The organism is Blastococcus saxobsidens (genome assembly GCF_010682065.1).
In the GTDB taxonomy this organism is placed as follows: domain Bacteria; phylum Actinomycetota; class Actinomycetes; order Mycobacteriales; family Geodermatophilaceae; genus Blastococcus; species Blastococcus saxobsidens_B.
The window spans coordinates 17,778-44,183 of sequence record NZ_JAAGWG010000027.1 but is presented as its reverse complement, the minus strand read 5'-3'; the positions used below and the strand labels follow the sequence as shown (position 1 = coordinate 44,183).

Genomic DNA, 26,406 nt, shown 5'->3' with positions numbered 1-26,406 from the left:
CGAGTTCCCCCTCCAGGTGATACATCGAGCCGGGGCAACTGCCGATACACCTGACATGCCGCCCGTATCGACCCCTCAGCGTTTCGGCGCGGCCCTCACCGCCGCCCTCGCGTCCGCGCTGCTGCTCCACGCGCCGCCGGCCCTCGCGGCCGGCGATCCGGTCACGCTGGACGTGCTGCGGGTCGTCGACGGTGAGTACGTGGTCGAGACGGTCACCGTGTCGGCCCGGAGTGCCGACTCGACCGAGGCCTCGCTCGAGGCCCGGGCCGACGTCGTCCATGCCTCCCCGGCGGTCAGCTACCGCGTGCAGGCCCCGGCGGACCCGTACTGGGAGGTGGACGACCCGCAGGCGGTGAGCTCCGTCCTGGACGTCTGGCCGAGCACCCGGGGTGCCGGCCAGGTCGTGGCGGTCCTCGACACCGCGGTGGACACCACCCATCCCGACCTCGCCGGAGCCTTCGTACCCGGGACGGACACGACCGGAATGGCAGCAGACGCCGCTGAGTGGCACGGCACGGGGGTGGCCGGTGTCATCGCCGCGCGCGCCGACAACGGTGAAGGCAGCGCCGGCATGGCGCCGGAGGCCCGGATCATGCCGATCCGGGCCTGCACCGAGGACTTCGGTTGCTCGTCGGCGGCCGTCGCACGAGGCGTGCTCTGGGCCGCCGACCACGGCGCCGACGTCATCAACATGTCGTTGGCGGGCGCCGGGTACTCCGACGTCACCGCCGCGGCGATCCAGTACGCGTTGGACAGGGGCATCTCGGTCGTCGCGTCGGCCGGCAACTCCGGGGACACCGGCAACGAGGTGATGTACCCGGCGGCCAACAGCGGCGTCATAGCCGTCTCCGCGACGACGCCCGCGGGTGTTCCTGCGCCGTGGGCCCAGCACGGCTGGCAGGTGGACATCGCCACCGTCGGCGAGCAGGTGGTGCTGCCCTACCTCGGCGGTGACTACATCAAGGCGCGGGGCACCTCCTTCTCCGCCCCGGCGGTCGCCGGGGCGGTGGCCCTGCTCCGCAGCAGCCACCCGGGGATCACCCCGGAAGAGGTCCAGGCCGCGCTGCAGGCAGGCGTGGACAGCTCGGCCTGGGACCGGGCCTGGGGTGCCGGCCGGCTGACCATGGGGGCTGCCGTCGCGGCCGCCGGGCGCACCGGCGACGCACCGACCGTCACTCCGTCGAGCGGCTCGATCAGCGTCGCGTGGTCCGCGGTCATCGGCGCGACGGGCTACACGGTGCGGGTCGACGGCGTCGTCCGGGCCACCGTGACCGGCACCAGCGCCACGATCCCCGGGCTGCTCGACGGCCAGCAGGTCGCAGTCGACGTCCAGCCGAGCAACGACGTCCGCAGCGCGCCCGTCCTGGCGACCGTGGGCCCCGCGGCGCCGGCCGCCCCGACGCTGAGGTCGGTCGCCACGTTGGGCGTCACCGGTGGCAGGCCGTCGGTCACCCTGTCCGCGTCCACCCCCGGGACGGACACCGGCAGGTACTCCCTGGTGCGAGACGGCTTGAGCCTGGGCACCTATGGCCTGACCCTGAACGCGACGCCGGCGAATCGCACGTTCATCATCGATGCGATGCCCGACCAGCCGACGCGCTGGCAGCTGCGGGCCGTGGACTCCCTCGGGCGCACCTCGGCACTGAGCGGGGAGGCCGTCGCCGACCTCACCCACCACCCCGTCACCGTCGCCCACGAGGCGCGCGGCGGGAGCGGGGGTCCTCTCGGGGTCGCGACCCGGACCCTCACGTGCGGGCTGCGCGACGGCGGGTGCTTCAACCACTACGAAGGCGGATCGATCTACTGGTCGCCGTCCACCGGGGCGCGCAGCGTCCAGCACTCGCTCCGGGACCGCTGGGCGAGCTCGGGCTGGGAGAACGGCAGCCTCGGCTACCCGGTGTCCGACACCGTGTGCACGCTGCGCGACGGCGGGTGCTACCAGCACTTCCGGGGTGGGTCCCTGTACGCCACCGGCGCCCAGGCGCGCGCCTACGTCGTCCAGGGGCGGACCCGCGACCGGTGGGCGGCCTCGGGGTGGGAGAACGGATCGATGGGGTTCCCGACGACGGACACCACTTGCGGCCTGCGTGACGGGGGGTGCTTCCAGCACTTCCAGTCCGGGTCGATCTACCTGTCCGCGTCGACGGGCGTCCGGCTGGTGGGCACCGCCATCCGGTCGCGGTGGGGCGGGACGGGCTGGGAGAACGGGCCCCTGGGCTACCCGACCTCGGACCAGGTCTGCGGGCTCCGTGACGCAGGCTGCTTCGTCCACTTCCAGCGGGGGTCGGTCTACGCCTCGGCCGCCACGGGCGTGCACGACGTCTCGTTGGTCATCCGGGACGCGTGGTCCAGGGCCGGGTGGGAGGGCGGGGTGCTGGGCTACCCGACCACCGGCACCTCCTGCGGGCTGCGGGACGGCGGCTGCTTCCAGCACTTCCAGCGCGGCTCCGTCTACTGGTCGCCGGGCACCGGATCCTGGCTGGTCGACGTCGCGACGCGGGGCGTCTGGGCGTCGACCGGGTGGGAGAACGGCGTGCTCGGTTTCCCGGTGACCGACCAGCGGTGCGGGCTCCCCCGGGGCGGGTGCTTCGTCCACTTCCAGGGTGGGTCGGTGTACACGTCGCCCGAGAGCGGGACCCACGTCGTCATGGGCTGGACACGCGACGCCTGGGCGGCCACCGGGTGGGAGGGTGGCTCGCTCGGCTACCCGGTGGAGGGCCGGCTCTACTTCCGCGACGGTGAGTCGCAGCGGTTCCAGGGGGGAACGCTGCGGTGGGACTACCGCAGCGGCCGGATCCAGCGCCTCTGAAGGCAAGGGCTCGCCACCGTGCAGCGGTGGCGAGCCCTTGCCCGACAGCCGTGCCTATTCGGCGGCGTCGGCGATGGTGCAGATGACCGCGCCGCTGGTGACCGAGGCGCCCACCTCGGCCGACAGGCCGGAGATCGTCCCGGCCTTGTGCGCGGTGATCGGCTGCTCCATCTTCATCGCCTCGAGGACGACCACCAGGTCCCCGGCCGCGACCGTGGCGCCGTCCTCGACGGCGACCTTGACGATCGTGCCCTGCATCGGCGAGGTGAGGGAATCACCCGAGGCCGCGGAGCCGCCGCCGCCACCACCGCGCTTGCGCGGCTTGGCGGCCGCACCGGGAGCGGCGCCCCCTCCGCCGGTGGCCAGCCCGGCCGGCAGCGAGACCTCGAGCCGGCGGCCACCCACCTCGACGACGACGGTCTGCCGCGGGGCGTCCTCGTCGGCCTCGGCCGGGGCGGCGTCGTAGGGCGGGACCTGGTTGTCCCACTCGGTCTCGATCCAACGGGTGTGCGCCGTGAAGGGCTCGGTGGTGAACGCCTCGTCGCGGACGACCGCGCGGTGGAACGGGATCACGGTGGGCATGCCCTCGACGACCAGCTCGTCCAGGGCGCGGGCAGCGCGCTGCAGCGCCTCCTCGCGGGTGGCGCCGGTGACGATGAGCTTGGCCAGCATGGAGTCGAACGCGCCGGCCACCTCGCCGCCGGTCTCCACGCCGGAGTCCCAGCGCACGCCCGGGCCCTGAGGGATCTCCAGGCGGTTCACCGGGCCGGGGGCCGGCATGAAGTTGCGGCCGGCGTCCTCGGCGTTGATCCGGAACTCGATGCTGTGGCCGCGCGGCGTCGGGTCCTCGGTGATCTCCAGCGGGAGGCCGTCGGCGATGCGGAACTGCTGCCGGACCAGGTCGATGCCGCTGGTCTCCTCCGACACCGGGTGCTCCACCTGCAGGCGGGTGTTGACCTCGAGGAAGGAGATCGAGCCGTCGGCGCCGACGAGGTACTCGACGGTGCCGGCGCCGTGGTAGCCGGCCTCGGCGCAGATCGCCTTGGCCGAGGAGTGGATCCGCTCGCGCTGCTCGTCGGTGAGGAACGGCGCCGGGGCCTCCTCGACCAGCTTCTGGTTGCGGCGCTGCAGGGAGCAGTCCCGGGTGCCGACGACGATCACGTTGCCGTGCTGGTCGGCGAGCACCTGGGCCTCGACGTGCCGGGGCTTGTCGAGGAAGCGCTCCACGAAGCACTCGCCGCGGCCGAAGGCGGAGACCGCCTCGCGGACGGCGGAGTCGAACAGCTCGGGGATCTCCTCCATGGTGCGGGCGACCTTCAGACCGCGGCCGCCACCACCGAACGCCGCCTTGATGGCGACCGGGAGGCCGTGCTCCTCGGCGAACGCCACGATCTCGTCGGCGCCGCCGACCGGGTCCTTGGTGCCGGGCACCAGGGGAGCGCCGGCCTTGGTGGCGATGTGCCGGGCCTGGACCTTGTCGCCGAGAGCGATGATCGCCTCGGGGGAGGGGCCGATCCAGGTGAGGCCGGCGTCGAGAACGGCCTGGGCGAAGTCGGCGTTCTCCGACAGGAAGCCGTAGCCGGGGTGGATCGCGTCGGCGCCGGACTGCTTTGCGGCGTCGAGGATCTTGTCGATGACCAGGTAGGAGTCACCGGGCGTGGTGCCGCCGAGCGCGAACGCCTCGTCGGCGACGCGCACGTGCAGCGCGTCGCGGTCGGGGTCGGCGTAGACCGCCACGCTGGTCAGACCCGCGTCCTTGCACGCGCGGGCCACGCGGACCGCGATCTCGCCACGGTTGGCGATGAGGACCTTCTGCACCGGTGCACTCCCTCTCGTCTGAACCGGACGGAGCCTAGCCAGTGCGGCACCGCGGGGCGGCGGCAGGTCGGCACTCAGGCCCCGCAGTCGATCTCCAGGTCCGCCGAGCCGACCGGCTCGCCGTCGTGAGCCAGCCCCGCCTGCAGGGAGAGGTGGTTCCCGGTGACGTCGTACTGGCCGGTCGTGAGGTCGGCCACCATCGACAACCCGACGTCGTCCAGGGTGAGCTCCAGGCCGTCGGGGGCGACGTCGACCCGGATACGGGCGGTGTCGGCCATTCCCTCCAGACGGACCGTGTTCCCGGAGGTCACGCACTCGCCGAGGAACGGCGCTCGGAGCTCGCCCACCCCGATGTAGCTGAGCACAGCCGTACCCGTGGCCGGCCCCTCCGGCAGCGTGCCGAGCAGCTCGGCCTCCTCGACGCCGGCGAGCTCGGGCGCCGTGGTCGGCCCGGCCGTCGCGCTGCCGCCCGCGGCTGCCCCCTCGTCATCGGTGCAGCCGGTCGCGACGAGCAGCACCGGCACCAGGGCCGGCGCCAGGACCGCCGCCCGGAGGATCCTCGGTCGGCTCACGGGGTCGGGCCCGGCGTCGGTCCGGGCGCCTCGGTCGTCCTTGTCCCGGTCGCCGGAGCCGACGTCGCCGCCGGTGCCGAGGTGGGAGCCGGGGCGGTGTTCGGAGCGGGGGTGGAGGTGGGAGCGGGGGTGGAGGTCGGCGCGGGGGCGGACCGGCGCGCCGCCGGCTCGTCCGGCGTCGCAGGAGCGGTCGGCGGGGGATCGAGCTCGGTGACCACCGTGCCGCCGGAGGTGAGTGTGAGGAAGCCGTGCTCGAAGTCGGTCCGGGTGCCCACCCCGTCCACCACGTAGGGGTCGCTGGTGGGGTAGCCCAGGGGGCCGGTCTCCCAGCGCTGGGCGCCGTAGGCGTCCAGGACGGGTCCGCTGACGGTGCGCGCGCCGGTGGCCGGTGACCAGTAGATGTAGCCGCCCTGGAAGCGGTTGAGCGCTCCGCCCTCGCGCAGGGCGATGCGGCTGCTGGTGGGGTAGCCCAGGGGGCCGTTCTCCCAGCGCTGGGCGCCGTAGGCGTCCAGGATCGGGCCGCTCACCGAGTGTGCGCCGGTCGTGGGGGAGGCGTAGATGTAGCCGCCCTGGAAGCGGTTGAGCGCTCCGCCCTCGCGCAGGGCGATGCGGCTGCTGGTGGGGTAGCCCAGGGGGCCGGTCTCCCAGCGCTGTGCACCGTAGGTGTCGAGGATGGGCCCGCTCACCGAGTGGGCGCCGGTCGCGGGGGAGGCGTAGATGTAGCCGCCCTGGAAGCGGTTGAGCGATCCGTTGTCGCGCAGGGCGATCGTGCTGCTGGTGGGGTAGCCCAGGGGGCCGTTCTCCCAGCGCTGTGCACCGTAGGTGTCGAGGATGGGCCCGCGCACCGAGTGGGCGCCGGTGGCCGGGGACCAGTAGATGTAGCCCCCCTGGAAGCGGCTCAGGGCTCCTCCGGGCAGGCCGATCTCGTCGCTCGTCGGATACCCGAGCGGGCCGAGCTCCCAGCGCTGCGCGGCGTAGGTGTCGAGGATCGCTCCCCATACGGCGTGCGTACCGGTGCCCGGCGACCAGTAGATGTAGCCGCCCTCGAAGCGGCTGAGGGCTCCGGCCGCCAGGCCGATCTCGTCGCTGGTCGGGTAACCGAGCCGGCCGGAGGTGCCCCCCATCGCGTACCAGTGCTCACCGATGGTCCCCTGCACGCGGGGGATGAGGCCCTCGGGGAACATCGCCCGCACGGCCCCGCTGATCGACTCCTCGATGTGCGCGCCGCCGCGCGAGGAGGGCTCACGGCTCAGCACGACCAGGATGTAACGGTTGTCCGGGCCGACGAAGCCGGAGGAGTGCCGGAAGATGTCGCCGTCGACGCAGCACATCCAGCCCTGCTTCTGGGCGATCGCCCCTTCCCGGGGCAGCCCGTCGTGCAGGCCGAAGAACTGCCGTCCACCGTCGCCGTACATCGTGGACTGGCGCATCTGGTCGACGATCCAGTCGCGGGAACCGGCGGACAGGCCACCGGACCCGTCCATCAGCCGACGGTAGAAGACGACCATGTCGTGCGCGGTGATGAGCGTGTTGCCCCAGTAGCGCGGGTTCGACGTCAGGCCGGTCTGGGTCAGCCCGTAGCGGTTGATGACGTCCTGCACGATGCCATTGGCCCCGTACGCGCTCCAGAACCGGTTGGCCGGCGCGTTGGCGGAGTCGCGCAGCATCGCCGCCATGTCGTTCATGTCGGTCGCGGACAGGTGGATCTGCCCGAGGTCGCGCCGACGGAGCAGGTGCTCGGCGATGAACACCTTCATCACCGAGGCGGACTCGATCCTCGTCGTCGCGGCCGCACCGTTGTTGCGGTATTCGCCGGTGCGCTGGTCGAGCATCGCGATGGCGACGGTGGTGCCGCGGCTGCCGGCGAAGTTGCTTCCGGCCCAGACCCGGTCCTGCCAGGAATCGGCTCTCGCGGCGCCGCCCGGCAGCACGAGCACGATGCCCAGCGCTGCGGCGACGAGGACGCGCATCCAGCGCTTGGTCATCTCACACCCCCGTGACGAGACCTTCACCCTCTCACGGAGAACGGTCGGTTTCGGGACTTGTGAGGCCTCAGCGGCGCCAGAGATCGGTGATGGTCAGACCCCGCTTGGACAGCTGGGTCCGCAGGACCGTCAGGGACAGCCCCACCACGGCCGCCGGATCGCCCTCGACCCGGCGGACGAAGGGCGCCCCCAGCCCGTCGAGGGTGAAGGCCCCGGCCACGGCCAGCGGCTCGCCGGTGGCGAGATAGGCCTCGACCTCGGCCGGGGTGGGGTCGGCGAAGTAGACGACGGTCGAGGCGACCGCGATGTCCCGGCTGACCACTCCGCCGTCGCGGACGTCGAAGAGCGCCTGACCGGTGTGCAGGACGCCGGAGCGCCCGGCCATCCGCCGCCACCGGTCCCGGGCCTCCGCGGCGTCGGCCGGCTTGCCCTGGGGCTTGCCGCCGAACTCCAGCAGCGAGTCCGCACCGATGACCAGCGCGTCGGTCTCCTGCTTGGCCACCGCGGCGGCCTTGGCGGCGGCCAGCAGGGCGACCTGCTCGGCCACCCGCGGGGCGGTGACCGACGACTCGTCCACGTCGCTGACCACGACCTCCGGCGCCAGCCCGGCCTGGCGGAGCAGGGAGAGCCGCGCGGGGGACGCGGAACCGAGCACCAGCCTGCGGTCGGCGCTCACGCCGGGCTCCCCGCGGAACGCCAGCCGCCGGCACCGGGGTGCAGCGGACGGCGGTGCGTGCGGCCGAAGGACGCCCACGCCCCCACGGGGGTGGCGCGCCTGCGGCTGCGGCGCTGCGAGAGCGCGGCGACGACGACGGTGAGCGCGGCCAGCTCCTCCGCGGACGGCTCCCCGCGGACGACGCGCAGCAGCGGCACCTGGTCCTCGGTCACAGCGGGATGTTCCCGTGCTTCTTCGGCGGCAGGGTCTGCCGCTTGTTGGCCAGCACGCGCAGCGCCTTGGTCACCTGCACGCGGGTGTGCGACGGCGGGATCACCGCGTCCACGTATCCGCGGTCGGCGGCGATGTAGGGGTTGGCGAGCGTGTCCTCGTACTCCGCGATGAGCTCCGCGCGGCGAGCCTCGGGGTCCTCGGCCGCGGCGAGCTCCTTGCGGTAGAGGATCCCGACCGCGCCCTGCGCGCCGACGACGGCGATCTGCGCCGTCGGCCAGGCGAGGTTCACGTCGGCACCCAGGTGCTTGGAGCCCATGACGTCGTAGGCGCCGCCGTAGGCCTTGCGGGTGATGACCGTGATCAGCGGGACGGTGGCCTCGGCGTAGGCGTAGATCAGCTTGGCGCCGCGGCGGATGATGCCGTCCCACTCCTGCGACGTCCCGGGCAGGAAGCCGGGGACGTCGACGAAGGTCAGGACCGGGATGTTGAAGGCGTCGCAGGTGCGCACGAAGCGCGAGGCCTTCTCGCTGGCGTCGATGTCCAGCGTCCCGGCGAACTGCGTGGGCTGGTTGGCGACGACGCCCACCGGGCGGCCCTCGACCCGGCCGAAGCCGATGAGGATGTTCGGGGCGAACAGCGGCTGCACCTCGAGGAACTCGCCGTCGTCGAGCACGTGCTCGATCACGGTGTGCATGTCGTAGGGCGTGTTCGCCGAGTCCGGGATGAACGTGTCGAGCTCGAGGTCGTCGGCGGTGAGCGCGTCGGGGAGGACCGTCTCGACCGGCGCCACCTCGACGGCGGGCAGCGGGTCGAGGTTGTTGCTCGGCAGGTAGGACAGCAGCGCCTTGACGTAGTCGAGGGCGTCGTTCTCGTCCTCGGCCAGGTAGTGGGCGACCCCGGACTTGGTGTTGTGCGTCCGGGCCCCGCCGAGCTCCTCGAGCGTGACGTCCTCGCCGGTCACGGTCTTCACGACGTCGGGGCCGGTGATGAACATCTGGCTGGTCTTGTCGACCATGACGATGAAGTCGGTGAGCGCGGGGGAGTAGACGTGCCCGCCGGCCGCCGGGCCCATCACCAGGGAGATCTGCGGGATGACGCCGGAGGCGTGCACGTTGCGCTGGAAGATCTCGCCGTAGAGGCCGAGGGAGACCACGCCCTCCTGGATCCGGGCGCCACCGCCCTCGTTGATGCCGATGACGGGGCAGCCGCTCTTGATCGCGAAGTCCTGGACCTTGACGATCTTCTCGCCGTAGACCTCGCCGAGGCTGCCGCCGAAGACGGTGACGTCCTGGGAGAAGATCGCCACCGGCCGTCCGTCGACCGTGCCGTAGCCGGTGACGACGCCGTCGCCGAAGGGCCGCTTGTCACCCATCCCGAAGTTCGTCGACCGGTGCCGGGCGAACTCGTCGAACTCGGTGAACGAGCCCGGGTCCAGCAGCGCCTCGATCCGCTCGCGGGCGGTCATCTTCCCCGCGGCGTGCTGCTTCTCCACGGCCCGCTCGGAGCCCGCGTGCTGGGCCTCCTGGACCCGTCGCTCGAAGTCGGCGAGCTTCCCGGCGGTCGTGTGGATGTCGACGTCGTCGGGGACGTTCTCCCCGGCGCTCTGCAGTTCGGCGGCACTCACGCGTCCTCGGTCTCCTCGCTGGCGCTCGTCGGCCGCCGCAGCGGCACTGCTGTTGCCCGTGACCTCGCGTACCCGGGCCACGGGGTACGTAGCGTAGGGGAGTCGCCGGCGGCCTTCCTGCCGGTGTCCCGCCGTCCGCCGTCCGGGTGATCCGCGGCGTCCACCTCCGCGGGGGTACGTCGGCTGTCGCCTGCCCGATGGGCAGTGCACTATCCATCCGGGCGACCGGGTCCCGCGTCGCGGTCGGCGGGGCGTCCGTGGTTCCACCCGATGCGGACGGAGAGGGCAGACGATGACCGACGCGGCAGCGCCCGTCCCGCCGGCCCGCTACGCCGGTGCGGCGCCCGCACCGGTCGCGGCCGGGGACGCCGGACCGTCGGCACCGCCCCCCGGCCCGCGGGGGTCGGTCGTCGGCGGGCTCGTGCGCGCGGTGCGGCCCCGGCAGTGGGTCAAGAACGCGCTGGTGCTGGCCGCGCCGCTGGCCGCCGGCCGGATCGCCGACGTCGAGGTGCTCGGGCCCACGCTGCTGGCCTTCGTGCTGTTCTGCCTGGTGTCGGGGGCGGTGTACCTGGTCAACGACGTCATCGACGTCGAGGAGGATCGCCGGCACCCGCGCAAGCGGCTGCGGCCGATCGCGGCGGGGACCGTGCCCCGGCCGGTCGCCGTGGTCGTCGCCGTCGTCCTCGCCACCGTCGCCCTGACCGCTGCGGTGCTCCTGACCCGGCCGGCGCTGGCCTGGGTGCTGGCGACCTACGTCGTGGTGCAGCTGGCGTACTGCCTGGGCCTGAAGAACCAGGCGGTGCTCGACCTCGCCGTCGTCGCCTCGGGCTTCCTGCTGCGCGCGGTGGCCGGCGGGGTCGCCGCCGGGCTGCCGTTGTCCCAGTGGTTCCTGCTCGTCGCCTCGTTCGGCTCGCTGTTCATGGTGGCGGGCAAGCGGTACTCCGAGCTGGTCCTGGTGGGGGACGCCGCCCAGACCCGCCGCACGCTGCAGGAGTACTCGGCCAGCTACCTGCGCTTCGTCTGGGGACTCTCGGCGGGGGTGGCCTGCACCGCCTACAGCCTCTGGGCGTTCGAGATGGGCGAGACCCGGCCCGGCATCCCGTGGGCGACGCTGTCGATCGCCCCGTTCGTGCTGGGCGTCCTGCGGTACGCCGTCGACGTGGACAAGGGCACCGCCGGCGCACCCGAGGAGATCGTCCTCCGGGACCGCACCCTGCTCGCCCTCGGCCTGGTGTGGGCCGCGACCGTGGGGGCGGGGGTCTTCGGTGGCTGAGCACGGGGAGCCGGCTCCGGTCCCGCTGACCGGCTGGGGTCGCACGGCGGCCACGCCGGCGACCGTGGTCCCGGTCCGCACTGCCGACGACGCGGCCGCGGTCCTGCGGGCGGCCACCCCGCGGGGCGTCGTCGCCCGGGGGCTGGCGCGCAGCTACAACGACGCGGCCCAGAACGCCGGTGGGCACGTGCTGGACATGACCTCGGCCGACCGGGTGCTCGACGTCGACCTGGCCACCGGCGAGATCGAGGTGGAGGCCGGGATCTCCCTCGACCGGTTGATGGACCTCCTCGTCCCGCTGGGTCTGTTCGTCCCGGTCACCCCGGGCACCCGCTACGTCACCGTCGGCGGGGCGGTCGCCGCGGACATCCACGGCAAGAACCACCACGTCGCCGGCACGTTCTCCGAGCACGTGGTCCACCTCGACCTGCTCACCGCGGACGGCGAGGTCCGGCGGATCGGCCCCGACAGCGACCCGGAGCTGTTCTGGGCCACCGCCGGCGGCATGGGCCTGACCGGCGTGATCCTGCGCGCCCGCGTGCGGATGACGCGCATCGAGTCGTCCCGGATCCTCGTCGACACCGACCGCACGCCCGACCTCGACTCCCTTCTGTCGCTGCTCGCCGGGACCGACCACCTCTACGACTACTCGGTGGCCTGGATCGACTGCGTGGCCCGGGGCACACGCATGGGGCGGTCGGTCCTCACCCGGGGGCGGTTCGCCCGCCGCGGCGAGCTGCCGCAGGCGCAGCAGGCCGACCCGCTTCGCTACGCCGGCTCGGTGAAGCTCGGCGCACCCGACCTGTTCCCGCCCGGGCTGCTGAACCCGGCGACGGTCGCCGCCTTCAACGAGGTCTGGTACCGGAAGTCGCCCCGCCGGAAGCGGGACCAGCTGCAGAGCATCGGCGCCTTCTTCCACCCGCTCGACGGCGTGCGGAACTGGAACCGCGTGTACGGCCCCCGCGGGTTCGTCCAGTACCAGTTCGTCGTCCCCGACGGCGGTGAGGAGACGATGCGGCGGGCGCTGGAACGGATCAGCCGCTCCGGGCACGCCTCCTTCCTCGCGGTCCTCAAGCGGTTCGGCGCCGGCAACCCGGGGATGCTGTCGTTCCCGATGCCGGGCTGGACCCTGGCGCTGGACATCCCGGTCGTCGGTGGCCTGGCGGCCCTCCTCGACGAGCTGGACGAGCTCGTCGCCGACGCCGGCGGCCGGGTCTACCTCGCCAAGGACCCCCGCGTCCGCCCCGAGGTGTTCGAGCGGATGTACCCCCGACTGGAGGCGTTCCGGGACGTGCGCAGGCGCGTGGACCCCGCGGGCGTCCTCACCTCCGACCTGGCCAGGAGGCTCTCCCTGTGATCGACGCCCTCGGTTCCGTCGGCTCGCTGCTGCTCGTCGGCGGCACGTCCGACATCGCCGTCGCCACCGCCCGCCGCTACCTCGCGGAGCGGCCGCTGCGCATCGTCCTCGCCGCTCGGGAGACGCCGCGCCGCGCGGCCGTCGCCGAGGAGCTCCGGGCGGCCGGCGGGCAGGTGGAGGTCGTCGACTTCGACGCCGACGACCCCGGCTCCCCGGCGCGGATGGTCGCCGCCGCGGCCGCGGGCGGCGACATCGACGTCGCGGTGGTCGCCTTCGGCCAGCTGGGCGACGCCGACCGGTTGCGCACCGACAGCGCGGCCGCGGCGCACCTGGCGCAGGTCAACTACGTGGCCGCCGTGGCGGTCGGCACCGAGCTGGCCGTCCGCCTGCGGGCGCAGGGCCACGGCGTCGTCGTGGCGCTGTCCTCCGTCGCGGGGGAGCGGGTGCGCAAGGCGAACTACGTGTACGGCTCCACCAAGGCCGGCATGGACGGCTTCTACTCGGGCCTCGGCGACTCGCTGGCCGGCAGCGGGGTGTCCGTGCTCGTCGTCCGCCCCGGGTTCGTGCGCTCCAAGATGACCGAGGGCCTGCCCGACGCCCCGCTCTCCACCACGCCGGAGGCGGTGGCCGAGGCGATCGTCGCCGGCGTCCGCGGCGGCCGGCACACGGTCTGGGTGCCGGGAGCCATGCGCTGGGTGATGAGCGGCCTGCGGCACACCCCCCGCGCGGTGTTCCGGCGGCTGCCCTTCTGAGCGCTGGCTAGCGTGGGGCCCGTGCCCGACGACCCCGCCCGCTTCTCCGACCTCTCGCGCCCGGCGCTCGACGCGGCCGCGCTGCAGTCCGCCCTGACCCGGGACAGCGCGCTGTGGCGCTCGGTCGAGGTCGTGGACGAGATCGGTTCGACCAACGCCGCGCTCGCCGCCGCGGCGGCGGACGGCGCCGCCGAGGGTGCGGTCCTGGTGGCCGAGCACCAGGTCACCGGCCGGGGCCGGCTGGACCGCGTGTGGGCCTCCCCGCCGCGGGCGGGGCTGACCGTCTCGTTCCTGCTGCGGCCCGACGTGCCGGCCGCCCGCCGGGGGTGGCTCCCGCTGCTCACCGGTGTCGCGCTGGCCGAGGCGGTCGGCGAGGTCACCGGCGTGCTCGCCTCCGTCAAGTGGCCCAACGACCTGCTGGCCCGGGACGGCCGGAAGCTGGCCGGGATCCTGGCCGAGGCGTCCAGCGGGGCCGTCGTCGTCGGCGTGGGGCTCAACGTCTCCACGTCGGAGGCGGAGCTGCCCGGTACGGGGACGTCGCTGTCGGTGGTCACCGGGGCGACCGTCGACCGGGCGCCGGTGCTGCTGGCGTTCCTGCGGGCGGTCGAGCGGCGCTACCGCGGCTGGGTGACCTCGCTGGGGGACCCGGTGCTGTCCGGGCTGGCGCGCGACTACCTGGCGTGGTCCTCGACCGTCGGCAGCGCCGTTGAGGTGACGATGCCGGACGGCTCCACGCTCCTCGGGACCGCCCGGGCGGTGGACTGGGACGGGCGCCTGGTCGTGGACACGCCCGAGGGCACGGTGGAGCTGGCCTCCGGCGACGTGCGGCACGTCCGGACACGCCCCGCGGAGGCATGACGGGCGCCCTCGGCTCCGTCATCCTGGCGGGGTGCCCTACCCCGACAAGCTGCTCGCCGACGACGAAGAGGTCGTCCGCCACCTGCACCCGCACTGGCTGACCGTCTTCTGGCCGGTGGTCCTCCTCCTGCTGGTCGTCGGCGGCGCCTCCTTCGGTGCCGCGGTCGTGCCGCCGGGCCGCCAGCAGGGGATGTTCCGGCTGGGCATCGTGGTGCTGTCGGTGCTGCTGCTGGTCGTGTTCGTCCTCGTCCCGCTGCTGCGCTGGCGATGCACGCACTACGTCGTGACCACGCACCGCCTGCTGTTCCGCGAGGGCATCCTGGCCCGCCGCGGGCGGGATCTGGGGCTGTCCCGGATCACCGACGTCTCCTACACCCAGACCCTGTGGGAGCGGATCATCCGGTCGGGCACGCTCACCGTGGAGACGGCCGGTGACGGCGGGGCCACGGTGCTGCGGCAGATCCCCGACACCGCCGGGGTGCAGCAGCTGCTCGCGCACATGATCGAGGAGGACGCCGACCGCCGCGTCCGGGGGCCCGGACACGCCGACGACGGGTACGACGACGGGTACGACGACCGGTACGACGACCGGTACGACGGGTACGGCCATCCGCCCGAGGACGGCTGGCGGCCGACCGCCGTCCTCTGACCTCGGGAACGGGATGTGACGGGTCCGTCACGGCGCGCCTGAGCCGTTCTGTCGTACCCCCTCCCTACCTTCGCGCTCATGCGGCTGCTGCACACCTCCGACTGGCACATCGGTCGGACGCTGCACGGCACCGACCTGCTCGCCGAGCAGGAGGCGGTGCTCGGCGGCCTGGCCTCGGTCGTGACCGCCGAGGGGGTCGACGTCGTCGTGGTCGCCGGTGACGTCTACGACCGGGCCGTCCCCTCGGCGGATGCCACCGCGGTGCTCGACCGGGTGGTCGGCCGGCTGCTCGCGACCGGCGCACGCGTCGTGCTCACCCCCGGCAACCACGACTCGGCCCGGCGGCTCGGCACGTTCTCCGGCCTGCTGAGCGCCGCGGGCCTGCACGTGCGCGCGGCCACCCCGCTCCTGGACGAGCCGGTGCTCCTGGCCGACGAGCACGGCGAGGTGGCCATCTACGGCATCCCCTACCTGGAGCCGGAGGTGGCCCGTCACGAGCTCGGCATCCCGGCCGCCCGCGGGCACGAGGCGGTGCTGCGAGAGGCCATGGACCGGGTGCGCGCCGATCTCTTCCTCCGCCCGGGGGTGCGGTCGGTGGTGCTCGCGCACGCCTTCGTGGGCGGCGGGGTCGCCAGCGAGAGCGAGCGCGACATCTGCGTCGGCGGCGTGGACCTCGTCCCGGCGTCGGTGTTCGACGAGGTCGACTACGTGGCCCTCGGTCACCTGCACCGGCCGCAGACGCTCAGCGCCCGCATCCGCTACAGCGGTTCGCCGCTGGCCTACTCCTTCGGGGAGGCCGGGCAGCAGAAGCAGGCCTGGCTGGTCGAGCTGGACGCCGGTGGCCTCGGTGAGGTGCGCGCGGTGCCGCTGCCCACGCCCCGCCCGCTCAGCGTGCTCATCGGCACGCTGGAGGACCTGCTCGCCGACCCGGTCCACGCCGGGGCCGAGCAGCACTTCGTCTCCGCCCGGCTCACCGACGCCGTCCGCCCGGCCGATCCCATGCGGCGGCTGCAGAGCCGCTTCCCGTTCTGCGTCCACCTGGACTGGACGGGGTCGGTCGCCCCCTCGGAGAGCGGCAGCTACCAGGAGCGGATGCGGGGCCGCAGCGCCCTCGACGTCGCGGGCGAGTTCGTCAGCCATGTCCGCGGCGTGCCGGCCAGCCCCGCGGAGCGCGAACTGCTCGCGCGGGCACTCGGCGCCGCGGACCGCGCGGAGGCCGCCCGATGAGGCTGCACCGGTTGTCGGTCACCGCCTTCGGCCCGTTCGCCGACACGGTCGAGGTGGATCTGGACGAGGTCGGTCGCGACGGCCTCTTCCTGCTGTGGGGCCCCACCGGTGCGGGCAAGACCACGCTGCTCGATGCCGTCGTCTTCGCCCTGTACGGCCGGGTGCCCGGCGCGCGGGGCGAGGAGAAGCGGCTGCGCAGCGACCACGCCGGCGACGGCATCCGCACCGAGGTCACCTGTGAGCTGACCCTGGGCGAGGAGCGGCTGCGCGTGGTCCGGCGGCCGGAACAGCAGCGTCCGAAGAAGCGGGGGGAGGGCTGGGCCACCGAGCAGGCCAAGCTCGTGGTCTCCCGTCTCACCGACGGCGGATGGGAGCCGGTCAGCACGCGGATCGACGAGGGCTCGGAGCACCTGCGCACCCGATTGGGGCTCGACGTCCACCAGTTCTGCCAGGTGGTGCTGCTGCCGCAGGGTGACTTCGCCCGGTTCCTGCGCGCCGAGCCCGAGTACCGGGCCGAGCTGCTGCGCACCCTCTTCGACGTCGACCGCTTCGCGCGCGCCGAGGAGTGGCTGGCCGAGGAGCGCAGCGCCGCCCGGGAGCGGACCGCGGCCCACCGGGCCGAGCTGAGCACCCTGCTGGCACGGGTGGCGCAGATCGCCGACATCGACGTGCCGGAGGAGCTCGCCCCCGAGCTGGTCGGCGCCGCACCGGGCGCCCGTGTGCTCCCGTGGGTCGACCAGGTCCGTGCCGCGGCGGCCGGACGGCTGACGGCGGCGACGGCGCGGGCCGAGGCCGCGGCCGCCGAGGTGGCGGTCGTGGACGCCGAGCTGGCCGAGGCCCGGGTGGTCGCGGAGCGGCACGCCCGCCGTGACCAGGCGGTCCGGGAACTCGCCGTGCTGGACGAGCAGGAGCCCGCGCTCGCGCCCCTGCGGGCCGAGCGCGACGCCGGCCGGCGGGCCGAGCCGCTGCGGGACACGTTGCAGGCTGCCGGCGCCGCCGCGGTCGTCGCTGAGCGCGCCGCTGCCGCGCTCACCGCGGCCCGGGGTGCCTGGGTACCCGTCTCCGAGGGGCAGGACGCGTCCACGACCCTGGTCCGGTCGCTGCGGGACAGTGCCGCCGAGGCGCGCGCCCTGCTGCCCGAGGTCGACCGCGCGGCTGCGGTCGAGCGTTCGGTGGCGGCGCTGGACCGGGAGCTGCGGGCGCTGACCGAGCGCACCGCCGCGGGGGAGCGGGCCGCCGCGGGGTTCCCGGACCGGCTCGCCGAGGCCGAGGAACGGCTGGGGTGGGCGCGCGCCGCCGCGGGTGAGCTGCCCGCGCTGCGCGCGGCCCTCGAGGCCGCCCAGGCGGCTCTGGCCGCCGGCCGGTCCGCCGATCAGCTGGAGCGCCGGCTGGTCGGCCTGCGCGACGGGGTGCGTGCCCGCCGGGACAGCTGGGGCGACGCGCGCGAGCGCTGGTTGGACCTGCGCAGCCGGCGGCTCGACGGGATGGCCGCAGAGCTGGCCGCCGCTCTGGTCGACGGCGCCGACTGCCCTGTCTGCGGGGCCACCGAGCACCCGCGACCCGTGGCCCACGACGGCGGCCTCGTCACGGCCGCGGACGAGGACGCCGCGCACGCCGTCGCCGATGCCGAGGAGGCCGCGCTCGCCGAGCTCGTCGGACAGCTCGAGGCCGCCGAGCGGGAGCTCGCCGGCCTGCGTGCGAAGGCCGGTGACCTGCCCGTCGACGGCCAGGCCGCGCGGGTCGCCGAACTGACCGCGAGCGTCCGCGCCATCGAGGAGCCGGCCACCGACCTCGGCCCAGCCGAGGCGCTGCTGCGGCAGCTGGGCGCGGACCGCGACGAGGCAGCGGCCCGGCTCGCCGTCGACAGGGAGGAGCTGCGCGCCCGCAGCGCCGAGCGCGAGGCGCTCGCCTCAGGGCTGGCCGAGCTGCTCGACCGGCTCGCCTCCCGCCGCGGCGAGGACGCCGACCTGCCCTCCCGCGTCGCCCGGCTCTCCGCCGCCGCGGACGCCTGCGATGCGGTGCTGACCGCCGAGGTCGACGAGCTGCGCGCCCGGGTTCAGGCCGACTCCGCCCGCCGGGTCGTCGAGGAGCGGGCAGAGGCAGCGGGCTTCGACGACGTGCTCGACGCCGCGGCGGCCCTGCTCGAGCCCGGCCGGCTGGCCGCCCTCGACCGGCAGCTCGACCAGCACGACCAGCGGACGGCGCTGCTGCGCGACCGGCTGGCCGACCCGGAGCTCGCCGACCTGCGCTCCCCGCCTGACACGGCGCTGCTCGAGGACCGGTGCGCGGGGAGCACCCGGCGCCGCGAGGAGGCGGTCGCGGAGCTCGAGCAGGCGCGCCGCTGCACCAGCGCGCTGGCCGACCTCGTCGGCCGGGTCACGGCGGCCGAGCTCCAGCTCGCCGAGCACCGCGACCGGGCCGACCAGGTCACTGCGCTGGCCGACCTCGCGCACGGCCGCGGGGCCAACAGTCGGCGAATGCGGTTGCAATCCTTCGTGCTCGCGGCGCGCCTGGAGCAGGTGGCCGAGGTCGCCAGCCGGCGGCTGCTGGACATGTCGGGGGGCCGGTACACGTTCCTGCACAGCGACGCGCAAGGGCGCAACGGTGCACGCGGTGGACTGGGCCTGGACGTATTCGACGAGTACACCGGCATGCGCCGGCCCACCAAGACCCTCTCCGGCGGGGAGAGCTTCATGGCCTCCCTGGCCCTGGCCCTGGGCCTCGCCGACGTCGTCACAGCCGAGACCGGCGGGGTGCGCATCGACACGCTGTTCGTCGACGAGGGGTTCGGGACGCTCGACGCGCAGGCACTGGACTCGGTGATGACGGTGCTCGACGAGCTCCGTCGCGGAGGCCGCACGGTCGGGGTGATCAGCCACCTGGAGGAGCTGCGAACCCGGATCCCCACGCGGCTGGAGGTCATCGCCGGCCGGAACGGATCGCGCCTGGCGGGGTGACGGCGGGTGGGGCCCGAGTCCCACGGAGGGCGGTGGTCTGGAGCGGGCGAGGCGGTTCCCGCTCGTTCACCGGCGAAGGCCACGCCCGGACGGCGAGGTAGCTTCGAACCTGGCCGTCGTGGGGGTTCCGCCGGCATGACCCCACAGCGGGTGGGGGGGGGCGCCGGTCTGCATGGAGGAGTGGGTGAGCATGCTGCGTAGTGATCGAGGCGGCACGGTCGGTCGCGACCGGTCGGGCCGACCAGCCGCCGGCGACCCTCCCGGAGCAATGCCCGCCCGGACCGCAGCTTCGCCGCAGCCTGCGGTCGACGTGCGGTCCAGCCGCTCGTGAGGCTCACGGCAGACGCGACCTCGCTGGACCTCGAGTTCCCGCCGGAGGCGGACGTCCCGGCGGTGTTCGACGTCCTCCTGGAAGGGCGGCGAACGGTCTCCTTCCCGGTGACGGCTGCGACCGAGACGGTGTCTGCGTCCGGTGAGCGGCGGATCACCTTCGCATGGCCTCCCGCCCTGGCCCAGGCCCTGTCGGGCCGGGCCACCATCCTGCTCCGGGACGCCGCCGACAAGCGACCCCTGGGGACGGCGGAGGTCGTGCTCGGCTCCTCGACCAACCTGCTCGATCTCCGGGATCCCGCCGGGAGATGGCTGTCGGTCAACAAGTGGGGCCGACTGGCGCCGAGCTTCGACGGACTGGAACCGGACGCCGCGGCGGCGCTGCAGGACCGGCTGCTCGACAGGCTCGCGGAGCTGCAGGCCGAGCTCGAGGCCCTCGGTGTGGAACCGTTCATCTGCTACGGCACGCTGCTCGGCGCCGTGAGGGACGGGGACCTCATCCCGCACGATGACGACGCCGACCTCGGGTACCTGTCGCGCCACGAAGACCCCGCGGACGTGGTGTGGGAGAATTTGCGGCTCAGCAGGGCCTTGGTCGCCCGCGGGTACTCCGTCCTCCGGCACAGCGGGGGGCATCTGCAGATCACCTTTGCCGACCCCGGTGCGGGGCAGGACCACTACATCGACATCTTCACCGCTTTCCGGGTCGAGGGCCGGACCTACCTGTGCTTCCAGGTGGGCGACGAGGAACTGGACCTGCGGGAGCGGGAGCAGCTGTCGCTGCGGGGGCGGTCGTACCCGGCGCCGGCGAACAGTGACGCGCTGCTCGCGGCCACCTATGGCCCCGGCTGGCGGGTGCCCGACCCGTCCTTCACCTTCACCACGCCTCCTCGAGTGAGGTCTCGGCTCAGCACATGGATCGGAGAGTTCAACATGGCGCGTGACTACTGGCAGGACTTCTATCAGAGCCCCGGTGTCGACCGGGTGCCCGCGACGGAGTCCACGTTCGCCGGCTGGGTCGCCGAGCGGCTGCCCGAGGGGGCCGGGGTGCTCGACATCGGCACCGGCACCGCCCGCGACGCGCGCTTCTTCGCCCGCGAGGGACGGCGGGTCCTCGGGATCGACTACTCCTCGGCCGCCATCGAGCGCGCCCGCGGTCTGGCGGCCCAGGAGGGCTGGTCCGCCGATTTCCGCGTCGTCAACCTCGGTGACCTGACCTCCGTGGGCGACCTGGTGGCCGACCTCGACGGCACGGTCGACTGGCACCTGTACGCACGCTTCCTCCTGCACGCCATCGACGACACCGCCCGGGCCAACCTGTGGACGTTGGCCGGCGCCGTTGCTCGCCGCGGAGGCGAGTGCTGGTTCGAGTTCCGAACCTCCGAGGACCAGGACGCCACGCACGTCTTCGGCGAGCACTTCCGGCGTTACCTGTCACCCGAGCAGGTCACGGACGAGCTGGCCGAGCACGGGATCGAGGTGGTGGAGCGCGTGCACGGCCAGGACCTCGCCCCCTACCGCGACGAGAACCCCTGGGTCGGCCGGCTCCGCGTCAGGGGCTCGGCATGAGCCCTCGGGAAGCCCTCGTCCGGGCGTTCCGCAGGATCGCCCCCGGCACGATCGCCCGGCTCGACGACGTCTCCCGGCTGCGGCAGGAGGTGGACCGGCTGAGCGCCGGCTCCGAGGCGCAGAGCCGCGACTTCGACACCCGCATCGCGGCCGGCGCCCGAGACCTCGCCGCGCTCGCCGAGGTGCTCGAGGACGCGCGGCGGCGCGGCGGGCTGGCCGACGACGCGATCGCCCGGATCATCGAGCGGCTCGAGGTTCTCGAGCGGCGGCTGGACGAGGTCACGACCGATCTCCAGGAGTCCCGGCGGCTGTCACTGCGCGTCGCGCAACTGGCCGACCTGGTGTTCGACCGGCTCGCCTCGGTCGGTCCCGCATCGGGTGGCGACGTCACCACCTCCCCGGCGGACCGCTGACCGGCCGTTCCGCCCGTCCGCGAGGGAGCTCGGCGAGGCGGACGGCTGGATCAGCCGCCCGGTTCGACTCGATGCGGGCTCGGCGACCGGCGCGGGAGCCCCGCCGGACGTGTCCGGTCAGCGGGCCAGGTCGCCGGCCTGTCGCTGCACCCAGGGCGGTCGCGCAGCCGGATCGAGGAAGACCCAGCGGCGGTACGCCGTGAAGCGGACGACGGTGCCCGTGATGATCGAGAACACGTTGGCCGCCTGGAGCACGAGCGCATCCTCCTGCCCCAGCGGGTAGCGGACCAGGGCCACGATGCCCAGGCTGAGCAGTAGCGTCGCGCCGTTGATCGCGAGGAACAGCGGGTACTCGCGGCGCAGGCCCGTGCGGGCCCGCGCCGCGAAGGACCAGAACCGGTGGCCCACGAAAGCAGCGGTGGTCGAGACGCAGCTCGCCAGCAGCTTCGACGTGACGGCTTCCAGACCACCGTGCGCGTACAGCAGCTGGAAGACGGCGAGGTCGAGCACGAAGCACGCCGCGCCCACGACGCCGAAGGCGCCGAGCTCCCGGGCCAGCCGGCCGTGGCTCCCGCGCAGGAGGCTGCGCAGCCGTGCGAGGAGTCCCACGAAAGGCAGTCTACGGAGGGCGGCGCCCCACGCCCGGCCCGCGACCGGGCGCCCGGCTAGCCTTCGGGACCGTGCCCGCCTCCCTGCACCCGCACACCGGCCTGCCCGTGGTCGCCATGGTCGGCGGCGGCCAGCTGGCCCGCATGACCCACCAGGCCGCCGTGGCGCTGGGCCAGTCGCTGCGCGTGCTCTCCGCCGGTCCTGCCGAGTCCGCCGCGCTCGTCGCCGCCGACGTCCGCATCGGGAACCACGACGACCTGGACGCGCTCCGCGACCTCGCCGACGGGGCCACCGTGCTCACCTTCGACCACGAGCACGTGCCCACCGCCCACCTCGAGGCGCTCGAGATCGCTGGCACCCGGGTCGCCCCGCCGCCCACCGCGCTGGTGCACGCCCAGGACAAGCTGGTTCTCCGCCGGGCGCTCGCAGCCGCGGGGGAGCCGCAGCCGGCGTGGGCGGAGGTCGGGTCGGTGGCCGACGTCGCGGCGTTCGCCGGCGACCACGGCTGGCCCGTCGTCCTCAAGACCCCCCGCGGCGGCTACGACGGCAAGGGCGTCTTCGTCGTCGGCGACGAGGCCGAGGCCGGCGCCCTGCTGGAGCGGCACGGCGTGCTGCTGGCCGAGGAGCGGGTGGCCATGGTGCGGGAGCTGTCGGCGCAGGTGGCGCGGTCGCCGTTCGGCCAGGTCGCGGTGTGGCCGGTGGTGGAGACCGTGCAGCGCGACGGCGTCTGCGCCGAGGTCTACGCACCCGCCCCCGGGCTCTCCGACGAGCTGGCCACCGCGGCGCAGGAGCTGGCCGTGCGCATCGCCGACCGGCTCGGCGTCGTCGGCATGCTGGCCGTGGAGCTCTTCCAGACCGAGGACGGCGTGCTGGTCAACGAGCTCGCCATGCGCCCGCACAACTCGGGGCACTGGACCATCGAGGGCGCGCGCACCAGCCAGTTCGAGCAGCACCTGCGGGCCGTCCTCGACTACCCGCTGGGCGCCACGGCGATGACCGCCCCGGTCGTGGTGATGGCCAACGTCCTCGGCGGCGCCGCGGCCGACGACGACTGGTCCGGGCCCGCGCTGGACGAGCGGATCCACCACTTCATGGCGCACTGGCCCGACGTGAAGCTGCACTGGTACGGCAAGGGGCAGCGGCGTGGTCGCAAGCTCGGGCACGTCACCGCGCTGGGCGAGGACCTCGCCGAGGTCCGGGCGCGGGCCGTGGCCGCCGCCCGCTACCTGGCCGACGGCGTCGTCGATCCGGTCTTCGCCTTCGCGCACGACCACGAGCACTGAGGAGCAGGGCATGAGCGACCCGGTCGTCGGCATCGTCATGGGCAGCGACTCGGACTGGCCGATGATGCAACCGGCCGCCGAGGCGCTCGCGGAGTTCGACGTCGCCTGGGAGGCGCACGTCCTCTCCGCGCACCGCACGCCCCGCCGGATGCTCGACTACGCCGAGGCCGCGGCCGGTCGCGGCTTGCGGGTGATCGTCGCCGGCGCCGGAGGTGCCGCGCACCTGCCCGGGATGGTGGCCGCCGCGACGCCGCTGCCCGTCATCGGCGTGCCCCGGCCGCTGGACCGGCTCGACGGCCTGGACAGCCTGCTGTCGATCGTGCAGATGCCCGCGGGCGTGCCGGTGGCCACGGTCGGCATCGGGGGCGGCCGGAACGCCGGCCTGCTCGCGGTGCGCATCCTCGCCGCGGCCGACGCCGAGCTGCGCGGCCGGGTCGAGCGGTTCCAGGCCGAGCTCGCCGAGAGCGTCGTCGCCCGCGACCTCACCCTGCAGGAGCGCCTCGCTACCGGCGGGTAGTCGGACGTCCTACGATTGCGCCCGTGGGTAACGACGCTGCGGGGCTCTACGCCCTGACCGAGGAGCACGAGGCCATCCGCGCCGCCGTCCGCGACATCGCCGAGCGGGAGATCGCCCCGTACGCGGCCGAGGTCGACGCCGACTCGCGGTTCCCGGTCGAGGCCCTGAAGGCCCTGACCGCCGCCGGTTTCCACGCCACCCACATCCCCGAGCAGTACGGCGGCGAGGGCGCCGACGCGATCGCGACGTGCATCGTGATCGAGGAGGTCGCCCGGGTCGACGTCAGCGCCTCGCTGATCCCGGCGGTGAACAAGCTCGGCTCGATGCCGATCATCCTGTCGGCGTCGGAGGACGTGAAGCAGAAGGTGCTGCCCTCGATCGCCTCCGGGGACGCGATGATCAGCTACGGGCTCTCCGAGCGCGAGGCCGGCTCCGACGCCGCCGCTATGACGACCCGGGCCCGCCGCGAGGGCGACACCTGGGTGCTCAACGGCACCAAGGCCTGGATCACCAATTCCGGCGTCTCCGAGTGGTACACGGTCATGGCCGTCACCGACCCGGAGAAGAAGGCCAACGGCATCTCCGCGTTCGCCGTGCACCGCGACGACCCGGGCTTCGCCGTCGGCCCCAAGGAACGCAAGATGGGGATCAAGGGCTCGCCCACCTGCGAGCTCTACTTCACCGACTGCACCATCCCGGCCGACCGGATCATCGGCGAGCCCGGCACCGGCTTCAAGACGGCGCTGCGGACGCTGGACTTCACCCGGCCGACGATCGGCGCGCAGGCCGTCGGCGTGGCCCAGGGCGCATTGGACGCCTCGGTCGCCTACGTCAAGGAGCGCAAGCAGTTCGGCACGAGCATCGGCAGCTTCCAGGGCGTGCAGTTCATGCTCGCCGACATGGAGATGAAGATCGAGGCGGCCCGCCACCTGGTGTACGTCGCCGCGGCGGCGGGGGAGCAGGGCCGGCCCGACGTCACCCGGGTCTCCGCCTCGGCCAAGGCCTTCGCCTCCGACGTGGCGATGCAGGTGACCACCGACGCCGTCCAGCTGTTCGGCGGCGCCGGCTACACCCAGGACTTCCCGGTCGAGCGGATGATGCGCGACGCCAAGATCACCCAGATCTACGAGGGCACCAACCAGGTGCAGCGCATGGTGATCGCCCGGAGCCTCCTGCGGTAGCCGGCGACGGCGATACTCGCGGGGTGAAGCCACTCGCCGCCGCTGTCCTGTCGCTGGCCGCCTGCCTGGCGCTCGGTGCGTGCGCCTCCCCGCCCCCGGTGTCCGCCCCGGTGTCCAGTGCTCCCCCGGCCGGGGAGCCGCTGGACGAGGACGAGGACGTGGACGTCGCGGTCTTCCTGGGCGATTCCTACACCGTCGGCCTGGGTGGTGAGGGCTACGTCGAGCGCACGGCACGGGCGCTCGGCTGGTCCGGCGTCGCGGAGGGGCAGTCCGGCACCGGGTACGTCAACCCCAGCGGCGTGGCGGGCCAGCAGGCATATGGCGAGCGCGTCGACGACGTGGCGGCGCACCGGCCGGACGTCGTCGTCGTCCAGGGCAGCACGAACGACGCGGGTGCCGCTCCCCCCGAGGTGAGCGCGGCTGCCGCCCAGCTGTACGCGGACCTGGCCGAAGCGCTGCCGGCCGCCTCGGTCGTGGTGGTCGGCCCGGTGGCCCCGCCGGGCATCCCCGTCGAGGAGGTGCGTGCGGTCCGGGACGCCGTGGCGAGAGCTGCCGAGGGTGCCGGGCTGCCGTTCGTGGACCCCGTGGCCGAGGACTGGCTGAGGCGCCCGGACGGGCTGTTCACGGAGGACGGCATCCACCCGAACCAGGCCGGCTACGACGAGATGGCCGAGCGGCTGGCGGCGGCCCTCCGCGAACTGGTCCCCGCGGCCTGAGCGCGAGCGCACGACCGCCGCCCGGGAACGACGGCGCCCGCTCGGTCAGGCGTCGCGGCCCAGCTCGCGGATGCCGTCGAGCCGGTGGCCGAAGGTTGCCGTCACCCGCTCGCTCGCCGCCCGCTGCGCGAGCCCGGACACCTCCGCCGAGCTCACCAGGACCATGGACGCGCCGGCTGCCAGCGGCGCGAGCAGCCAGGCGACGGGACCGGCCTCGGCCGCCACGCGGGCATCGACGAGCACACGGTCGCCGGCGCCGAGCCCCATCCGCCGGGCCAGTTCCGAGGCGGCTTCGACCAGGCCACCGAGCGTCAGCTCGAGCTCACCGACGCGCAGGCCCGGTGCGACCGGATCCGGTCGCTGCCAGGGCGCGAAGTGGTCGCCGTGCGTCCGTACCTCCAGCGCGAAGTCCCGAGCCGGGCCGGAGTAGCCGGCCATTCCCATGCCCAGCGGGTGCAGGGAGAGGCCCAGCAGTTCCGGGACGTCCAGCTCCTCGAGCGGGGCCAGACGGTCCTGCGACGCGAGGACGACGTCGGCGCCGCTCAGCCGTCCGTCGTCCTGAGCCGCGGTGTCGAGCACCGTGGCACCGCAGCCCCACACGGCCAGGAGGACCGCCGCGGTCTGCCAGTGCACCGGGAGTGCGACGGCCACCGTGCTGCCCGCGGTGACGTCGAACTCGTCCTGGAGCAGATTGGCCGTCTTGGCCACCCAATTGGCGAGGGTGGCAGCGGACAGTTCCGTCCGTTCGCCTGACGCGTCGTCGTAGTAGGTGATCAGCGGTGCGGCCGCGTTCCTCCGCAGGGAAGCGTCCAGCAGTGCGACCGGATTCGTGATGTTGGGACCCGTGGGGTCGATGTGCGCCACGGGATGAGGGTGGCACCCTCCTCGGCCAAACGTCCCCGCACGGTGATTCCGCGGTTACAGTTTGGCCGAGTGCTCACCGGCACGCATGTGGTGCCGCGTGGGTGTGGCGGGCGGCTGATGCCGCCGACCGAGGTCCGGATGCATCGGGTGACGG

22 protein-coding genes are annotated in these 26,406 nt (G+C 74.0%); 14 read left to right on the top strand and 8 right to left on the bottom strand.

All coding sequences use genetic code 11. From position 1 onward, the window contains the following. Nucleotides 1-55: 55 nt before the first annotated feature. Entirely contained in the window at nt 56-2,809 is a 2,754-nt protein-coding gene (locus GCU60_RS16195; RefSeq protein ID WP_163207107.1) for a S8 family serine peptidase, read from the top strand. Nucleotides 2,810-2,863: 54 nt separating this feature from the next. Here the strand turns inward: GCU60_RS16195 and GCU60_RS16190 are convergent, their stop codons facing one another. The 6 genes from GCU60_RS16190 to GCU60_RS16165 form a co-directional block, all read right to left on the bottom strand. Next, the gene (locus tag GCU60_RS16190; protein ID WP_163207105.1) at nt 2,864-4,627 is read right to left on the bottom strand and encodes a biotin carboxylase N-terminal domain-containing protein; all 1,764 of its coding nucleotides are present in this window, start codon (nt 4,625-4,627) and stop codon (nt 2,864-2,866) included. 74 nt (nt 4,628-4,701) lie between these two features. Next, complete coding sequence (locus tag GCU60_RS16185; RefSeq protein ID WP_163207103.1) at nt 4,702-5,199, bottom strand: hypothetical protein; 498 nt, start codon at nt 5,197-5,199, stop codon at nt 4,702-4,704. Then, nucleotides 5,196-7,184, bottom strand: coding sequence for a serine hydrolase (locus GCU60_RS16180; protein ID WP_163207101.1), 1,989 nt, complete (start codon nt 7,182-7,184; stop codon nt 5,196-5,198). The genes GCU60_RS16185 and GCU60_RS16180 overlap by 4 nt, the downstream gene beginning before the upstream one ends. Before the next feature lie 67 nt (nt 7,185-7,251). Further along, nucleotides 7,252-7,860 (bottom strand): Maf family nucleotide pyrophosphatase, encoded by a 609-nt coding sequence (locus GCU60_RS16175; RefSeq protein WP_163207099.1) that lies wholly within the window; start codon nt 7,858-7,860, stop codon nt 7,252-7,254. Continuing rightward, complete coding sequence (locus tag GCU60_RS16170; protein ID WP_163207097.1) at nt 7,857-8,072, bottom strand: acyl-CoA carboxylase epsilon subunit; 216 nt, start codon at nt 8,070-8,072, stop codon at nt 7,857-7,859. The genes GCU60_RS16175 and GCU60_RS16170 overlap by 4 nt, the downstream gene beginning before the upstream one ends. Continuing rightward, nucleotides 8,069-9,697 carry a carboxyl transferase domain-containing protein gene (locus GCU60_RS16165; RefSeq protein ID WP_163207095.1) on the bottom strand — a complete coding sequence of 543 codons (1,629 nt, stop codon included), beginning with the start codon at nt 9,695-9,697 and terminating at the stop codon, nt 8,069-8,071. Before GCU60_RS16165 ends, GCU60_RS16170 begins: the two co-directional genes overlap by 4 nt. Nucleotides 9,698-9,989: 292 nt before the next feature. Here GCU60_RS16165 and GCU60_RS16160 point away from each other — a divergent pair, with 292 nt between their 5' ends. The 9 genes from GCU60_RS16160 to GCU60_RS16120 all read left to right on the top strand — a co-directional run bounded on the left by GCU60_RS16160 (nt 9,990) and on the right by GCU60_RS16120 (nt 21,082). Continuing rightward, nucleotides 9,990-10,970 (top strand): decaprenyl-phosphate phosphoribosyltransferase, encoded by a 981-nt coding sequence (locus tag GCU60_RS16160; RefSeq protein ID WP_163207092.1) that lies wholly within the window; start codon nt 9,990-9,992, stop codon nt 10,968-10,970. Then, complete coding sequence (locus GCU60_RS16155) at nt 10,963-12,327, top strand: FAD-binding protein (RefSeq protein WP_163207090.1); 1,365 nt, start codon at nt 10,963-10,965, stop codon at nt 12,325-12,327. The genes GCU60_RS16160 and GCU60_RS16155 overlap by 8 nt, the downstream gene beginning before the upstream one ends. Continuing rightward, the gene (locus GCU60_RS16150; protein ID WP_163207088.1) at nt 12,324-13,079 is read left to right on the top strand and encodes a decaprenylphospho-beta-D-erythro-pentofuranosid-2-ulose 2-reductase; all 756 of its coding nucleotides are present in this window, start codon (nt 12,324-12,326) and stop codon (nt 13,077-13,079) included. Before GCU60_RS16155 ends, GCU60_RS16150 begins: the two co-directional genes overlap by 4 nt. A 21-nt stretch (nt 13,080-13,100) precedes the next feature. Further along, nucleotides 13,101-13,937 carry a biotin--[acetyl-CoA-carboxylase] ligase gene (locus GCU60_RS16145; RefSeq protein WP_163207086.1) on the top strand — a complete coding sequence of 279 codons (837 nt, stop codon included), beginning with the start codon at nt 13,101-13,103 and terminating at the stop codon, nt 13,935-13,937. 31 nt (nt 13,938-13,968) lie between these two features. Then, nucleotides 13,969-14,586, top strand: coding sequence for a PH domain-containing protein (locus GCU60_RS16140; protein ID WP_163207084.1), 618 nt, complete (start codon nt 13,969-13,971; stop codon nt 14,584-14,586). 78 nt (nt 14,587-14,664) lie between these two features. Then, complete coding sequence (locus tag GCU60_RS16135; protein ID WP_163207082.1) at nt 14,665-15,813, top strand: exonuclease SbcCD subunit D; 1,149 nt, start codon at nt 14,665-14,667, stop codon at nt 15,811-15,813. Next, nucleotides 15,810-18,770, top strand: coding sequence for an AAA family ATPase (locus GCU60_RS16130; RefSeq protein WP_163207080.1), 2,961 nt, complete (start codon nt 15,810-15,812; stop codon nt 18,768-18,770). The genes GCU60_RS16135 and GCU60_RS16130 overlap by 4 nt, the downstream gene beginning before the upstream one ends. A 327-nt stretch (nt 18,771-19,097) precedes the next feature. Continuing rightward, a complete protein-coding gene (locus tag GCU60_RS16125; RefSeq protein WP_163207078.1) occupies nt 19,098-20,669 on the top strand; it encodes a methyltransferase domain-containing protein in 1,572 nt (523 codons plus the stop codon). After that, on the top strand, nt 20,666-21,082 hold the full coding sequence (locus GCU60_RS16120) for a DUF6752 domain-containing protein (protein WP_163207076.1): 417 nt from the start codon (nt 20,666-20,668) through the stop codon (nt 21,080-21,082). The genes GCU60_RS16125 and GCU60_RS16120 overlap by 4 nt, the downstream gene beginning before the upstream one ends. Nucleotides 21,083-21,199: 117 nt before the next feature. Here GCU60_RS16120 and GCU60_RS16115 read toward each other — a convergent pair whose 3' ends face one another. Then, nucleotides 21,200-21,691 carry a GtrA family protein gene (locus tag GCU60_RS16115; RefSeq protein WP_163207074.1) on the bottom strand — a complete coding sequence of 164 codons (492 nt, stop codon included), beginning with the start codon at nt 21,689-21,691 and terminating at the stop codon, nt 21,200-21,202. 71 nt (nt 21,692-21,762) lie between these two features. Here GCU60_RS16115 and GCU60_RS16110 point away from each other — a divergent pair, with 71 nt between their 5' ends. Genes GCU60_RS16110 through GCU60_RS16095 form a run of 4 tightly spaced genes read left to right on the top strand, consistent with a single transcriptional unit; the run spans nt 21,763 to nt 25,388 of the window. Beyond that, nucleotides 21,763-22,974: a 5-(carboxyamino)imidazole ribonucleotide synthase gene (locus GCU60_RS16110; RefSeq protein ID WP_345770642.1), complete on the top strand. Its 1,212-nt coding sequence runs from the start codon at nt 21,763-21,765 to the stop codon at nt 22,972-22,974. 10 nt (nt 22,975-22,984) lie between these two features. Further along, nucleotides 22,985-23,491: a 5-(carboxyamino)imidazole ribonucleotide mutase gene (gene purE, locus GCU60_RS16105; protein ID WP_163207072.1), complete on the top strand. Its 507-nt coding sequence runs from the start codon at nt 22,985-22,987 to the stop codon at nt 23,489-23,491. Between the two features lie 23 nt (nt 23,492-23,514). Further along, nucleotides 23,515-24,672, top strand: coding sequence for an acyl-CoA dehydrogenase family protein (locus GCU60_RS16100; RefSeq protein ID WP_163207070.1), 1,158 nt, complete (start codon nt 23,515-23,517; stop codon nt 24,670-24,672). Nucleotides 24,673-24,695: 23 nt separating this feature from the next. Further along, the gene (locus GCU60_RS16095; protein ID WP_163207068.1) at nt 24,696-25,388 is read left to right on the top strand and encodes a GDSL-type esterase/lipase family protein; all 693 of its coding nucleotides are present in this window, start codon (nt 24,696-24,698) and stop codon (nt 25,386-25,388) included. Between the two features lie 45 nt (nt 25,389-25,433). Here GCU60_RS16095 and GCU60_RS16090 read toward each other — a convergent pair whose 3' ends face one another. Then, nucleotides 25,434-26,252 carry a TIGR03089 family protein gene (locus tag GCU60_RS16090; protein ID WP_345770641.1) on the bottom strand — a complete coding sequence of 273 codons (819 nt, stop codon included), beginning with the start codon at nt 26,250-26,252 and terminating at the stop codon, nt 25,434-25,436. Nucleotides 26,253-26,406: the final 154 nt, after the last annotated feature.